At 53.9% G+C, this 13,683-nt stretch carries 16 protein-coding genes; 12 read left to right on the top strand and 4 right to left on the bottom strand.

The genetic code is table 11. The features are described from left to right. The first annotated feature begins 71 nt into the window (after positions 1–71). From FD19_RS02540 to FD19_RS02505, 8 genes are all read left to right on the top strand, one after another. Positions 72–416, top strand: a complete 345-nt coding sequence (locus FD19_RS02540) for a putative DNA-binding protein (RefSeq protein WP_054749503.1) — start codon at positions 72–74, stop codon at positions 414–416. A 12-nt stretch (positions 417–428) separates the two neighbouring features. Beyond that, positions 429–1,862: a signal recognition particle protein gene (ffh, locus tag FD19_RS02535; RefSeq protein WP_056969047.1), complete on the top strand. Its 1,434-nt coding sequence runs from the start codon at positions 429–431 to the stop codon at positions 1,860–1,862. A gap of 221 nt (positions 1,863–2,083) precedes the next feature. Then, complete coding sequence (rpsP, locus tag FD19_RS02530) at positions 2,084–2,356, top strand: 30S ribosomal protein S16 (RefSeq protein ID WP_054749502.1); 273 nt, start codon at positions 2,084–2,086, stop codon at positions 2,354–2,356. 2 nt (positions 2,357–2,358) lie between these two features. Then, entirely contained in the window at positions 2,359–2,601 is a 243-nt protein-coding gene (locus tag FD19_RS02525; protein ID WP_054749501.1) for a KH domain-containing protein, read from the top strand. A 78-nt stretch (positions 2,602–2,679) separates the two neighbouring features. After that, complete coding sequence (gene rimM, locus FD19_RS02520) at positions 2,680–3,201, top strand: ribosome maturation factor RimM (protein WP_054749500.1); 522 nt, start codon at positions 2,680–2,682, stop codon at positions 3,199–3,201. Continuing rightward, on the top strand, positions 3,191–3,988 hold the full coding sequence (trmD, locus tag FD19_RS02515) for a tRNA (guanosine(37)-N1)-methyltransferase TrmD (protein ID WP_056969046.1): 798 nt from the start codon (positions 3,191–3,193) through the stop codon (positions 3,986–3,988). The genes rimM and trmD overlap by 11 nt, the downstream gene beginning before the upstream one ends. 135 nt (positions 3,989–4,123) lie before the next feature. Beyond that, positions 4,124–4,471 carry a 50S ribosomal protein L19 gene (gene rplS, locus FD19_RS02510; protein WP_054749499.1) on the top strand — a complete coding sequence of 116 codons (348 nt, stop codon included), beginning with the start codon at positions 4,124–4,126 and terminating at the stop codon, positions 4,469–4,471. A gap of 103 nt (positions 4,472–4,574) precedes the next feature. Next, the gene (locus tag FD19_RS02505) at positions 4,575–4,802 is read left to right on the top strand and encodes a YneF family protein (RefSeq protein WP_054749498.1); all 228 of its coding nucleotides are present in this window, start codon (positions 4,575–4,577) and stop codon (positions 4,800–4,802) included. A gap of 80 nt (positions 4,803–4,882) precedes the next feature. On the opposite strand, the gene FD19_RS02500 is transcribed toward FD19_RS02505, so the two are convergent. Further along, positions 4,883–5,566 carry an NAD-dependent protein deacylase gene (locus FD19_RS02500; protein ID WP_054749497.1) on the bottom strand — a complete coding sequence of 228 codons (684 nt, stop codon included), beginning with the start codon at positions 5,564–5,566 and terminating at the stop codon, positions 4,883–4,885. Positions 5,567–5,787: 221 nt separating this feature from the next. Here FD19_RS02500 and FD19_RS02495 point away from each other — a divergent pair, with 221 nt between their 5' ends. Then, positions 5,788–7,548, top strand: a complete 1,761-nt coding sequence (locus FD19_RS02495) for an ABC transporter ATP-binding protein (RefSeq protein ID WP_056969149.1) — start codon at positions 5,788–5,790, stop codon at positions 7,546–7,548. Then, complete coding sequence (locus tag FD19_RS02490) at positions 7,538–9,337, top strand: ABC transporter ATP-binding protein (RefSeq protein WP_056969045.1); 1,800 nt, start codon at positions 7,538–7,540, stop codon at positions 9,335–9,337. The genes FD19_RS02495 and FD19_RS02490 overlap by 11 nt, the downstream gene beginning before the upstream one ends. 76 nt (positions 9,338–9,413) lie before the next feature. On the opposite strand, the gene FD19_RS02485 is transcribed toward FD19_RS02490, so the two are convergent. The 3 genes from FD19_RS02485 to FD19_RS02475 all read right to left on the bottom strand — a co-directional run bounded on the left by FD19_RS02485 (position 9,414) and on the right by FD19_RS02475 (position 12,443). Beyond that, a complete protein-coding gene (locus FD19_RS02485; RefSeq protein WP_056969044.1) occupies positions 9,414–10,019 on the bottom strand; it encodes a TetR/AcrR family transcriptional regulator in 606 nt (201 codons plus the stop codon). Positions 10,020–10,202: 183 nt separating this feature from the next. After that, complete coding sequence (locus tag FD19_RS02480) at positions 10,203–11,609, bottom strand: APC family permease (RefSeq protein ID WP_056969043.1); 1,407 nt, start codon at positions 11,607–11,609, stop codon at positions 10,203–10,205. A gap of 183 nt (positions 11,610–11,792) precedes the next feature. Further along, positions 11,793–12,443 (bottom strand): lysophospholipid acyltransferase family protein, encoded by a 651-nt coding sequence (locus FD19_RS02475; protein ID WP_054749495.1) that lies wholly within the window; start codon positions 12,441–12,443, stop codon positions 11,793–11,795. 104 nt (positions 12,444–12,547) lie between these two features. Between FD19_RS02475 and FD19_RS02470 the strand changes: the two genes are divergently transcribed. Continuing rightward, entirely contained in the window at positions 12,548–13,285 is a 738-nt protein-coding gene (locus FD19_RS02470) for a tRNA1(Val) (adenine(37)-N6)-methyltransferase (RefSeq protein WP_054749494.1), read from the top strand. Then, positions 13,278–13,556, top strand: a complete 279-nt coding sequence (locus tag FD19_RS02465) for a GIY-YIG nuclease family protein (protein ID WP_054749493.1) — start codon at positions 13,278–13,280, stop codon at positions 13,554–13,556. Before FD19_RS02470 ends, FD19_RS02465 begins: the two co-directional genes overlap by 8 nt. Positions 13,557–13,683 lie beyond the last annotated feature (127 nt).

Here is a 13,683-nt window from a genome sequence, read left to right as displayed (position 1 = left end):
TGAACTTTCGCGCTTGCAAGTCGTCGCCCCCGTCGGTAGAATTGTATAAGTACAAAAAGGGGCTGAGAAGCGTGGAACTAGCTAAAACTAACCGGATGAACAGCCTATTCGATTTTTATCACGGGTTGTTAACGGCCAAGCAGCAAGAGTACCTTGAGCTGTATTACGGCGATGACTATTCCCTCGGCGAAATTGCGGAGGAGTTCGGCGTTAGTCGTCAGGCGGTGTACGATAACATTCGGCGCAGTGCCGCTGCATTGGAAGAGTACGAGCGGCAGCTACACATGCTGGCCGACTTTGAAGCGCAAAACGCGGCCGTAGATGCGCTCGGCGCCTATGTTCGCAGTCACTATGCGGACGATCAGGAGTTACAACAATTACTCGCACGGGTTGAAAACCGTGTGGCTGAAGAATAAAAGGGGAAGACTATGGCTTTTGAAGGTTTAACGGAACGGTTACAAAATGCCTTTAGTAAGTTACGGCGCAAGGGTAAGGTGTCCGAAAGTGACGTGCGTGATGCCATGCGCGAAATTCGGTTGGCCTTGCTTGAAGCCGACGTTAACTTCAAGGTGGTCAAGGACTTCGTAAAGGAAGTGCGGACCAAGGCAGTGGGCACGGAGGTGCTGGAAAGCTTAACGCCAGCCCAACAAATCATCAAAATCGTCAATGACGAATTGGTCAAGACGATGGGGGAATCCGCGGTACCCCTCAATAAAGCCCCGCATATTCCCACTGTGATCATGATGGCAGGGCTGCAAGGTGCTGGTAAAACGACTACGGTCGGTAAATTGGCCAAGTATTTGCAGGAAAATGACCACGCACGGCCGTTGCTGATTGCCGCCGACGTGTACCGTCCGGCTGCCATTAAGCAGTTACAGGTAGTAGGCGCGTCGGTTGGGGCACCTGTCTTTGAAATGGGCACGGACACTGATCCCCGCGAAATCGTGCGGCAGGGGATGGCCCAAGCAGCGGCGAACCATAATGATTATGTGTTGATTGATACGGCTGGGCGGTTGCAAATTGACGCCAAGTTGATGCAGGAATTGCAGGACATCAAGGAAATCGCGCACCCCAACGAAATCTTACTGACCGTTGACGCAATGACCGGGCAAGCCGCAGTGGACGTGGCCCAGGGTTTCAACGACCAACTAGATATCACGGGGGTCGTGCTGACCAAGTTGGATGGTGACACCCGTGGTGGTGCTGCGCTGTCCATCCGGTCGGTTACCGGCAAGCCAATTAAGTTTATTGGTCAGGGTGAAAAAATGGACGCGCTGGACGTCTTCTATCCGGACCGCATGGCTAACCGGATTCTGGGCATGGGGGACATGCTCACCCTGATCGACAAGGCCCAGAAGAACTTTGATGAAAAGCAGGCCGCCGAGGTGGCGGAAAAGATTCAGGCCAACACCTTTGACTTTAATGATTTCATCGACCAGATGAATCAAGTCCAGCAAATGGGTGGCATTGAGGACATCATGAAGATGATCCCCGGTATGGCCAACAACCCCCAGATCAAGAACATGCACGTGGACACCAAAGATATGGATCACATGAAAGCCATCGTGTATTCCATGACCGAGCAGGAACGGACGCACCCAGACATTCTCAACCCGTCACGGCGGCGCCGTATTGCTGCTGGTTCTGGGCGGCCGGTGTTGGAAGTGAACCGCATGATCAAGCAGTTCAAACAGGCCCGCGACATGATGAATAAGATGAGCAAGGGGAACATGGGCGGCATGGACCAGCTGATGGGCGGCGGCATCCGCGGCCGCATTGGCAAGATGGCCATGCGGTCGATGGTCAAAAAGCAGAAAAAACGCAAGCAGAAGCGCCTCAAGATCAAGCATCACAAGTCCTAGTGTGCCCACCGGCCCCACGAGCCGAGAGAATATATGCTTGACACGTACCAAGCCTGCCAGGCAGTCAGGCAAGCAAGTGTGGGCCTCTCACTAGCCTGCACTTACGTTCTCGCGTTCTTCCCGCGGGGCGTCATTTTCTGCCGTAAAGAAAAAAACCTTTACACCGTTCTCTACGTCTGGTACACTATTGCTTGTTAAGAATTAGTAGGAGGATAATACACATGTCTGTAAAGATTCGCTTGAAGCGCATGGGTTCCAAGAAGAACCCATTCTACCGTATCGTCGTTTCCGACAGCCGCTCACCTCGTGACGGCCGGTTCATCGAAGAGGTTGGTTACTACAACCCATTGACTGAACCCGTTACGGTTAAGTTGGACGAAGACTCTGTCTTCAACTGGCTGCAGAAGGGTGCTCAGCCTTCAGATACTGTTCGGACTTTGCTGTCCGCCCAGGGTATCATGAAGAAGTATCACGAAGCACGCTACAGTAAGTAATCATGGTCTCAATTGAATCGTTGATCCGTGATTTAGTTGTACCGCTGGTGCACAATCCCGATGCGGTTCAGATCACGCGACGTGAAGAAGAACGGTTTATGGTGTTTGACCTCACCGTGGATGCCCACGATATTGGTGCCGTGATTGGTCGCGGTGGCCAGGTTATTCGTGCTATTCGCACGGTGGTGTATGCCGCTAAGAGTCCGTATTCTAAACGGGTACGGCTTAACGTGGTCGATGCATAGAGCGCATGTAAACTGATACAGTGGGGTCGGGACAATGTCCTGGCCCCTTTTTCACCACTTTGGTGACGAGGAGAAAATATGTCTGCATACTTACACGTAGGTAAAATTGTCAATACCCACGGAATCCGTGGTGAGGTGAAGGTGATGCCCAACACCGACTTTGCCGCCCAACGTTTTGCTGCAGGCGCTGAGTTGGTAGTTTTGACCACCCCGCCGGTGACGGTGACGATTGCCAGCGTCCGCATTCACAAAGGGTTGCCGTTATTGACGTTCCGGGGCTACGACGATATCAACCAGGTGCTGCCGTTCAAAGGCGCCATGCTGGGGGCTACTGGCACGCCTGACGTTGAGCTCGAAGACGATGAGTTTATGTACAAAGATGTGATTGGTCTAACCGTCGTTGATACTGACGGCCACACCATTGGTACCGTGCGAGAAATTCTCAGTCCTGGTGCCAACGATGTGTGGGTGGTGGATCGTCCCGGGCACCAAGACTTGTTGTTACCATACCTGCACTCGGTGATGTTGAACGTTGATTTGACGCACCAACAGGTCATTGTTGACGTACCAGAAGGGTTGGATCCAGAAGATGCAAATTGATGTACTAACGCTATTTCCCGAGATGTTTGCCCCGTTGACGCAATCGCTTATTGGCAAAGCCGTGGAGGACGGGTTGCTTGACTTGAACTTGATCAACTTTCGGCAGTATACGCACGATAAGCATCAGCACGTGGACGATACGCCTTATGGTGGGGGTGCCGGGATGTTACTCAAGCCCGACCCACTGTTTGAGGCCATGGACGCGGTGAACGCGCAGGATTCGGGCCCTAAACGGGTCATCCTGCTCGATCCAGCGGGTAAGCAGTTCAACCAGGCTGCCGCCGATGATTTGGCACATGAGCAACACCTGGTCTTTATTTGTGGGCATTATGAAGGGTACGATGAGCGTATCCGGACGCTCGTGACCGACGAGTTCTCACTCGGCGACTTTGTGCTCACGGGCGGCGAAATTGCGTCGATGGCCATGATTGACGCCACAGCGCGCCTTGTGCCCGGGGTTTTGGGCAACTCCGTGTCCCCCGAAACCGATAGTTTCCAAAATGGGTTACTGGAATATCCCCAGTACACGCGACCGGCGGAATACCGGGGCATGCGTGTGCCTGAAGTCTTGCAAAATGGTAACCACCAGTTAATTAACCGGTGGCGACTGAAGGAGAGTTTACGCCGGACATACTTACGACGGCCAGACCTACTCACGGGGTTGACGCTAAGCACGGAGGCGCAGAAGTTGCTGCGTGAGGTGCGTGGTGAAGAAGCCACCAAACAGGCGGCGGCCCGGCTGCAAGCCAGCGATGATACTCATGATGATGTTCATCCGGAGGTCTAGGGGTATTTGCCAAGGTGTGCCCCTTTACAGCCGCGGATGCAGATGGTAGACTTAACCATTGTGGTACGCCACTAACAACGATATTCCGCTGGTCACAGAGGGTGGTTATTGAATGTCGGCAAAGGAGAAAGAACTATGAATCAATTGATTAGTGATATTACTAAGTCCCAGTTGCGGGATGACGTTCCTGACTTCCGTCCTGGTGACACGTTGCGTGTTTACGCCCGGATCGTCGAAGGCGACCGCGAACGTATCCAACTGTTTGAAGGTGTCGTTATTAAGCGCCACGGCGTTGGTATCTCCGCTACTTACACGGTGCGTAAGATTTCAAACGGGGTCGGCGTTGAACGTACTTTCCCACTCCACTCACCACGGGTTGAGAAGATTGAGGTTGTTCGTCACGGTGCCGTCCGTCGCGCCAAGCTTTACTACCTGCGCGCACTGCGTGGGAAGGCAGCTCGTATTCGCGAAAAGCGTCGTTAAAGCTGTTTCGAGGCGACCGTTCCGGTCGCCTTTTTTTGGTCAAACTTGGGCCCAACTATGGTAAGCTTAAGTCATTCATCGACTGTGGGGAGGATTTACCGGCATGATTGGTATGTTGATCTTAGGAATTGTTATTGGTGCTATTGTTGGTTTGATTGGTGGTTTCTTCGGTGCGCGTGCGTATATGAAGAAGTACTTCCAGGACAACCCGCCAATTAACGAAGAAATGATGCGCACCATGATGATGCAGATGGGGCAGAAGCCATCCGCCAAGAAGCTCAACCAGATGATGAACCAGATGAAGCAGGCGCAAAAGCGTAGCAACAAGTAGTCTGGTACCGCATCATGAACAAGCAAAGGCGCTGACGATTCCGTGAGGAATAATCAGCGCCTTTTTGTGGGTCGTGGGGGTCACTGCAGGGCGGCAAACACCTCAGTGGCGTCGCCGATAATCATGTGCCCACCCGCTGGCAAGGGCAATGGCGTGCGGTTGACCGCGGCAATGACCGCGTTAGCGCCAGCGTATTGAATCAATCCGGCAAACGGGTACACTGCCAGACTGGTGCCGACAACCACAATGAGGTCGGCAGCGGTAATAGCCTGGATGGCAGCTTGTACCACCTGTTCGTCAATGGGTTCGCCGTACAACACGATCCGGGGACGAATCAGGCCGTGGTCCGTTTGGTGAATATAACTTTGCTGGTACTCCGCCAGTGTGAACGGCTGACCGCACTGGGTGCAGTACAGGTCGTATTCGTTCCCATGAAATTCGACCAGGTGCTTGGTCCCGGCTTGCCGATCGAGCCCGTCAATGTTTTGCGTCACGACCGTGCCTTTACGGTTGGTAATAGCCGCCATCTGGCGGTGAATGATGTTTGGCTGGGCTTGGGGGTAGTACATGTGGTGGATCATGAAGTCGTGAAAAGCGGCCGGATGGTCCCGCAGATTATCAGCCGACAAGGAATATTCCGGGTGTTGGCTGTAGATGCCGGTGGGGGACCTAAAATCGGGAATCCCCGAAGCAGTCGAAACGCCGGCCCCGGTCATAAAACACACGTGATTAGCCTGATCAATGGCGTTTTGTAATGAGAACATCATGGTGGCCTCCTCTAGTGGTGCAACTAACGTCCGCACCCTCATTATACGCCGGCGGCAGTAGGGTGGCGGTTGGGGCTATGGCTCGCCCAAACGGATTGACGTGTGGGCCCGTGACCAAAAACTAATGACATTTTAATTTTGTTTTAAGTCTTGAATTTATTTTTAACCCGCTATACACTTGCTTAATTGATGTACGTGATGGAGAGGAGTTGATGCAGTTGGGTATCTTTAAACGCTTGGGGTGGTTTTTCCGCGCACAGCGACGTAACTACGCAGTGGGTATTCTGGCCCTGTTTATGACCTCACTCATGAACCTGGTGCCACCGAAAATTATTGGGACCATGGTTGACGCGATGAACGATCACACCGTCACGGCGGCCAAATTACTACTATGGCTGGGTGTCTTGCTGGTTGCCGCCATCCTGCAGTTCCTCTTTCGGTATGGTTGGCGGACCCACATCTGGGGTGGGGCGGCCACACTGGAGCGGACATTGCGGACGCGCTTGTTTTGGCACTTTATGCGGATGGACACGACGTTTTATCAGCGTCACCGCACGGGGGACTTGATGGCCCACGCAACCAACGACCTGAACGCGATTCAAAACGTTGCTGGTGGTGGTATCCTGACCCTCTTTGACTCGTTCTTGACCGGGGGTACGACTTTGATCGCGATGGTACTGGTCGTTGATTGGCGCCTGACCCTGGTGGCGATTTTGCCGATGCCATTACTGGCCGTGATGGCCCGGAAACTGGGGCGGCGCCTACACGACGCCTTTATTGAGTCGCAGGCGGCTTTTTCCCGGTTGAACGACAAGACCCAGGAATCGGTGACGGGCATCAAGGTCATCAAAACGTTTGGCCAGGACAAAGAGGACACTGAGGACTTTAATAACATCGTTGACCGGACGATCAAAATCAACCGGCGCGTGAACATGATCGACGCGTTGTTTGATCCCACCACGACGTTGATCATGGGTATCACGTACCTGATTACGATTGTGTTTGGTGGCTATCTCGTCATGCAGCGGCAGATCACCATCGGCCAGTTGGTCTCCTTCGTGGCGTACGTCGCCGCGTTGGTCTGGCCCATGTTTGCCATTGGCCGCCTGTTCAACATTCTGGAGCGGGGGAACGCCAGTTATGACCGCGTAGAAAAGTTGCTGGCGGAAAAGAGTGCCGTGGTGGAAGCACCGCAGCCAATCACGACGCCGGCCGCGGGCGACATCCGCTATGCCATCAACAAATTTACTTACCCCGGTGATGATCACGCCGCGTTGGTTGACGTACACTTTACGCTGCACGCTGGCCAGACGTTGGGGATTGTTGGGCGTGTTGGTGCAGGCAAGAGTACGATTTTTAAGCTCTTGATGCGCGAATTTGACCACTATGATGGCGTGATCGAGTTTGGTGGCCACGATATTCGGGCTTACTCACTGGACGCATTGTTGGACGCTATCGGCTACGTACCGCAGGACAACTTCCTGTTCTCCACCACCGTGGGGAATAATATCCGCTTCAGTGCTTACAACGAGAGTGCGGCGGCGGTAGAAGCAGCGGCGCGTACTAGCGCGGTGCACGATGACATTCTGGGCTTTCCGGAGGGTTACCACACGGTGGTTGGTGAACATGGGGTCAGCCTATCCGGTGGGCAAAAACAGCGTTTGGCCATCGCCCGGGCCGTTATTGGCGGGCCCGAATTGCTGATCCTTGATGATGCGCTGTCGGCGGTCGATGCGCGTACGGAGGAAGAAATTCTGGACCACATGCAGACGGACCGGGCAAACAAGACCACAATCATTGCGGCGCACCGCCTCAGCTCCGTGATGCACGCCGACCAAATCATTGTCATGGACGGTGGGCGCATTATCGAGCGGGGGACGCACGCACAGCTGCTAGCTAACCACGGTTGGTACGCACAAATGTGGTCGTTGCAACAATTAGCGAACAAGGTTGAAGGGGGTGACACTGATGCCGGATAAGGATCAATACCAGTCGGCATGGTCGCAAAGTATCCCCGCGCGGGAACAATTTAAAATAATTCGCCGAATGTTTACGTACGCCAAACCGTACAAGCGGCAGTTTGGGTGCGCCATCGTCGGTGTGATTGGCATGTCCGCCATGAATATTGCCTTGCCGTTCATTCTGCAAGAATACATGGACCGCTACTTGCGGAACATGTCCGCGACCACGGCCGTTATTCTGGGAGTAGCAAGCCTCTACGGTATGGGCACGATTATCAAGGCCTTCACCCAGTTTTTCCAGTCGTTTCTGTTTCAAATGGGCAGTGAGCGGGGCCTAGAAGATGCCCGGCGGCAACTGTTCGCCAAGCTGCACCAGTTGGGCATGCGTTACTTTGACCAGACGCCTGCCGGTTCGATCGTATCACGGGTGACTAATGACACGATGACCTTTGCAGATTTTGCGAACGTTTGGCTGACGGTACTCGTGGGTTTGACCAGCATCGTCACTTCGTTTGTCACGATGATGGTGATGGCCCCCAAAGTAGCGGCTCTCGTACTGATTTTTTTGCCCATCCTGATGTTTGTGGTGTGGTACTACAATCACTTTGCCAGCCGCGTTTACCGGCACATGCGGGAACGGTTATCAGAACTGAACACTAAGCTCAATGAATCAATTGAGGGTATTCAGATTATTCAGCAATTCCGGCAAGAGCACCGGATCAGCGATGAATTTGAAGAAATCAACTCGGATTACTTGCGTTCGCGGCGGATGATGATCCGTACCAACAGTGTGTTCCTCGGCTCCATGATCAGTTTTCTGTACAGCCTGGCGTTGGTGGTGGTACTGGCCGCATTTGGGGTCACCTCGTTGCACAGCTTTGTGGCTGCAGGAATGGTCTACGCGTTTACCACTTACGTGCAGAACTTCTTTAACCCGATGACCAACATGATGGATAACCTGACCTTCCTGCAGGATGGGGTGGTTGCGGGCAGCCGTATCTTCCACATCCTGGATAGTAAGGAGTACGCCCCGGCACAAAATCCTGGTGCGCACGCGGTCATGCAGCAGGGCAAAATTGAATTCCGCCATGTCAGCTTTGCTTATGACGGTGAACACGAAATTTTGCATGACATTAGCTTTGTGGCCAATCCCGGTGAAACAGTGGCCCTGGTTGGACATACCGGTAGCGGGAAGAGCTCCATTATTAACGTCATGATGCGCTTCTACGAGTTCGGTCAGGGTCAGGTCTTGATTGACGACGTGGATATTCGGGACTACCCGGCCGCGGAACTGCGGCGCAAAATTGGGCTGGTACTGCAGGATTCGTTTATGTTTTATGGTGATATTAGTAGCAACATTCGTCTGTATAACAAAGATATTACTGACGCCCAGGTTGAAGCCGCTGCTAAGTTTGTGCAGGCGGACGGTTTTATTGAACAGTTACCGGGCGGCTACCACGCCAAGGTGATTGAAGGTGGCAGCCAGTTTAGTTCTGGTCAGCGGCAGCTGATCTCCTTTGCCCGGACCGTGGTGACCGACCCTAAGGTACTAGTGCTTGATGAGGCTACGGCCAACATCGATACTGAGACCGAGAACCTCATTCAGGAGGGGTTACACCGGCTGCGGCAGGGGCGGACCACCATTGCCATTGCCCACCGACTGTCAACCATCAAGGATGCTAACCTCATTCTGGTACTGGATGCGGGGCGCATCGTTGAACGGGGCACCCACGATGAATTGATTGCCCAAAAGGGTCGTTATTACGACATGTATGAATTACAAACAGGACGTGAGCACCTCGACTAGGATGCGTACCCCCGTACCCCCATAGTAAAAGCGGATCACCCGGTGGTGGTCCGCTTTTGTGGTCCGTAGTTACTTATTAGTTCAAAGGTTGCTGTTCTGGCTGCTTGACGAGCCCCGCACCGGTCAGCCCGCCCACCATCAGCTTCATTAACCAGTCGCGAATGTCCGCTACGCTCATGGTGGTGGTGCCAGCCGCGTGGATGCGTACCATCAACATCATGTTGGAAACGATGAAGTTGGCGATCAGGGCCGCTTCACCGCTGTCCTGGTGCACCTGGGTGACTAGTTCATCCTGTAAAAACGTGGTCAGTTCGTGCTGTACGCGCCGCGCCAGGAAGCTATACTCGCCGCTGGTCATAACGTACGTGTAGAATTCACGGTTACTCGTAAAGAATTCGTCGAAGACGTGCATGAAGAGTTCCCAATTGTTTTGGTAGTCCTCCATGCTGTGGACGCGCAACCGGGCAATCAGGTCCTGCGCGATGTCGTCTACGTAGGAATCCGCTAGGTCTACGATCGAATCGTAATGTAGATAGAAGGTTTTCCGGTTAATACCGGCGTGCGCTGCGAGCTCGGATACCGAAATACCATGGCCATCGTGATCGGCCAGCACCATTTCCTCAAAGGCCTGCTTAATGGCATGCTGCGTCCGGATAACGCGACGATCATGCTCATTCTTCATGTTGCCATCTCCCCATAAAAAATATTCTCCTCAATCTTACTACTTTTGTTGCATAAACGACAATAATCAACTAAGTGTGTAGCATCAGTCAAGACTGAATGGCGGCGGTGTAAAAAAAGGCACCCCCAACAAGTGGGGATGCCAGGTAGTACGGTCAGCCAAGCGCACACGGGACGCTTAATGTTACTGGTCACGTTGTGGAGATTGCGGTGTTGGTAACTGACCGTGCCGGTAGCCGTAGGTAAAGTAGATAACCAGGCCCAGTGCAAACCAGATGCCACTCATCATCCAGGTTTCCTTGCTGAGCTGGCTCATGAACACCAAGCAGAAGATAAAGGACAGCACCGGTACGACGGGGTAACCGGGAACCCGGAAGCCCGTATTATGGATATCACCATGGCGCCGTAAAGGAATGATGCCAATCGAAACGAAGGCAAAGGCAATCAGGGTCCCAATGTTGACCAGGTTCACAAGTTGATCCAGCGGGATGAAGCCACCCATCACCGCAATGATGGTCGTGACGACCCACAAGGAGTTGTTGGGCAGCTGGTTGCGCACGTGGCCAAACCACCGTGGCAGCAAGCCATCGCGACCAATGGCGTAAACCAATCGACTGGAACTGTAGACCATCGTCAACATCATGGTGAACATGCCGGCCATGGCGCCAATGGCAATAATACCGGCCAGTTGGGGCTGGTGCACGACCTGCAGGGCAAAGGACACGGGGTTGGCCACGTCCAAGCGGGTGTATTTCACCATCCCGGTGAGAACAACGGCGACTGCCACGTACAAGATGGTGGCAATAATCAACGTACCAATAATCCCACGTGGGAGGGTATGCTGCGGTTTCTTCACTTCGGGCGCACTAGCAGAAACAGCGTCAAAGCCGAGGTAGGCGAAGAACACGGTCGAGGCGCCACCCAGCACACCTTTGAAACCAAACGGCATGTAGGGGTGCCAGTTAACGGGCCGGATGAAAAACAGCCCGACGCCGACAAACAGGATGATAATGGCAATTTTGATGAGCACCATGGTACGTGAAACCACCATTGACGTCTGCATGCCCCGACTGAGCATTAGGCCGACGATGAGTACCACGATGATGGCCACCAAGTTAATGTATGTACCGTGCGCCGGATCGAACGCACCGCTGATAGCGCGAGGCAGGTGAATACCGAAGCCAGACAGCAAGCTACTGAAATAACCCGCAAAGCCGGTGGAAACGGACGCGACGGCGAGCATATACTCCAGAATGAGCGCCCAACCGATGATCCAACCGATGATCTGGCCAAATACAATGTTCCCATAGGCGTAGGCCGAGCCGGCAATTGGTAGTGACGACGAGAATTCGGCGTAACACATGGCGGCGAGGCTGCAGACCACGGCTGCCAGAATAAACGAAATCGCGATTCCTGGTCCAGCGGTGGTAGCGGCGACGGTCCCGGGTAGAATAAAGATCCCGGTACCAATAACAGCACCAATGCCCAGCGCGATGAGGTCGCGGGTGGTCATGGTACGAGCAAGTTGATGATCCGCGAGGACGGCAGTGTGCACATCCTGCTTACGGAAGATTTTGGACCAGAAAGACATAACTTGGTTCCTCCAAACTGATGTGGTTGAAATTACGTTGTCGTTAGCTGGCAATTAAGTCCGATTATAGCACGGTTAGGGATTAGTTCGAGGATAGGTTTGCGCGACTAACGGCTGCCGGCACAAAAAAAGCGCTTGTTGTACCCATTAGGTGGGTCAACAAGCGCTTGTGTCTGTGCGGGCTTAAACTTCTCCGTGCTCTTTTTCTTCGGCGTACTTCTTGGTGTCCGTCACGTATTTAAAATTAGGGTCGATCTCTTGGTCAAGCTGGTCAAAGGCGCTCTGCATCCGGTTGCCCATCTCTTTTTGTGCGGCGTCGTCCAGTTTGCCTGTGAGCATGGGGATGGGGTCGCCAAAGCGGACGGTGATCCGCTGGCGGCGCAGTAGGTCGCGGAAACGCAGCGGGCCTTGGTAAACAGCTGGTACGAGCGGTACACGGGCCATCTTGGCAATCAGGACGGCGCCACCTTTAAGTTCGTTGGAGTAGCGTGAGCCACTAGGGAACATAATCAGGGCTAGCTGGCCTTGGCGTAATTTCCGGACCGGCGTCTTGATGGCACTGGGACCAGGGTGTGCCCGGTTAACCGGAAACCCATTGGCATGAACCAGAATCCAGCGTATTATCGGATTATGAAATAATTCTTCTTTGGCCATAAACATATAATCGCGCGGTGCCCCTGCGAGGGCAAACATAATGGGGTCCCACCAGGTACGGTGGGGGCCGACCAGGACGTACGGCCCGTCAGGCAGCGCGGACTTATTTTGGTAGTGGGTATTGCCATTCAGTAGCCATACCACAACGCGGACAATGCCGCGGGCGATTGAGTAAAACACGGGGAAACGCCTCATTTCTTCGTCAGTCAAGGCGCAAACGCCTTGTCAACAATTATTATATCATTGATGGTTGTATCTGTAGGCATGGGTGACAGGAGTAAACAATGGATTTAGCAGCAAACGAACGTATTGATGAATTACGGCGTGATGGTACCAAAATTATTCAGAGCCCCGGCGTGTTTGCCTTCTCCCTGGACGCGGTGTTATTGGCCGACTTTGCGGTGGTGCACCCCCGGGACCAAGTGGTCGATCTCGCTGCCGGTAATGGCGCGGTCGGCCTATTTGTGGCGGGGCGCGTCCCGGGTGTGCACGTGACGATGGTCGAACTGCAAGCACAGCTGGCCTCAATGGCACGGCGGAGCGTCAGTCTGAACGGCTTTGATGACCGCGTGCAGGTGATTCAGGGCGACCTGGCGGATACCTGGTCGGTGGTTTCCAAGGATTCGGTCGACGTGGTGACGTGCAACCCACCATACTTCAAAGTGCAGCCAGGTAGCGTGCAGAATCCCAATACCGCGCTGGCGTTGGCCCGGCACGAATTGACCACCGACTTTGCGACGGTCGTGCGCATTACGGCGGGGTTATTGAAGACGGGTGGCAAGGCGTTCTTCGTGCACCGGCCTGACCGACTAGTGGAATTGCTCTCGACGCTAGCCGCCGCTGACCTGGCACCCAAACGTATCCGCTTCGTTCACCCCAAGGCCGGTAAGGAAGCCAACATGGTGCTCATTGAAGCCATCCGGTCTGGCCGGCCAGACGGGGTGCGGATCCTACCGCCATTTGTGGTGTACCGGGCGGACGGTCAGTATACGGACGAAATGGCGGCGATTTTCGATGACTGAAGCACGGGCGGCGTATTACTTTTACGTGGTGCAGTGTGCCGACAATACATTCTATGGCGGCTATTCGACCGACGTGCAGGCACGCGTGGCCACCCACAATGCGGGTAAAGGGGCGAAGTATACGCGGCAACGGTTGCCCGTCACGCTGATTTACGCTGAGCAATTTGCCACTCAGCACGAGGCCTTGTCGGCCGAGTGGCACTTCAAACACCAATCCCGGCGAGCCAAGGAAGCCTTTTTGGCTGCACACGGTGCACACTGGCAGCGATAAACGTGCGGCCTGGGGCTAGATCACAGTGGGTGGTGAGCACAGCAACCTAACCGGCAGACTTTGTCGCCGTCAACGCTTGCGTAGCGCGGCGTTATCGGGTATACTATCATGCGTGTGCAAAACACAA

It is taken from the genome of Lacticaseibacillus thailandensis DSM 22698 = JCM 13996 (assembly GCF_001436135.1).
Lineage (GTDB): Bacteria > Bacillota > Bacilli > Lactobacillales > Lactobacillaceae > Lacticaseibacillus > Lacticaseibacillus thailandensis.
The sequence above is the reverse complement of the archived record's forward strand: the minus strand, read 5'-3'. Positions and strand labels throughout refer to the sequence as shown.

Coding starts and splice junctions, on each gene's coding strand:
- FD19_RS02465 (WP_054749493.1), top strand. CDS start 13,278: ATGACTGAAGCACGGGCGGCGTATTACTTTTACGTGGTGCAGTGTGCC.
- rplS (WP_054749499.1), top strand. CDS start 4,124: ATGAATCAATTGATTAGTGATATTACTAAGTCCCAGTTGCGGGATGAC.
- FD19_RS02470 (WP_054749494.1), top strand. CDS start 12,548: ATGGATTTAGCAGCAAACGAACGTATTGATGAATTACGGCGTGATGGT.
- rpsP (WP_054749502.1), top strand. CDS start 2,084: ATGTCTGTAAAGATTCGCTTGAAGCGCATGGGTTCCAAGAAGAACCCA.
- FD19_RS02505 (WP_054749498.1), top strand. CDS start 4,575: ATGATTGGTATGTTGATCTTAGGAATTGTTATTGGTGCTATTGTTGGT.
- FD19_RS02500 (WP_054749497.1), bottom strand. CDS start 5,566: ATGTTCTCATTACAAAACGCCATTGATCAGGCTAATCACGTGTGTTTT.
- FD19_RS02525 (WP_054749501.1), top strand. CDS start 2,359: ATGGTCTCAATTGAATCGTTGATCCGTGATTTAGTTGTACCGCTGGTG.
- trmD (WP_056969046.1), top strand. CDS start 3,191: ATGCAAATTGATGTACTAACGCTATTTCCCGAGATGTTTGCCCCGTTG.
- FD19_RS02485 (WP_056969044.1), bottom strand. CDS start 10,019: ATGAAGAATGAGCATGATCGTCGCGTTATCCGGACGCAGCATGCCATT.
- FD19_RS02490 (WP_056969045.1), top strand. CDS start 7,538: ATGCCGGATAAGGATCAATACCAGTCGGCATGGTCGCAAAGTATCCCC.
- FD19_RS02480 (WP_056969043.1), bottom strand. CDS start 11,609: ATGTCTTTCTGGTCCAAAATCTTCCGTAAGCAGGATGTGCACACTGCC.
- rimM (WP_054749500.1), top strand. CDS start 2,680: ATGTCTGCATACTTACACGTAGGTAAAATTGTCAATACCCACGGAATC.
- ffh (WP_056969047.1), top strand. CDS start 429: ATGGCTTTTGAAGGTTTAACGGAACGGTTACAAAATGCCTTTAGTAAG.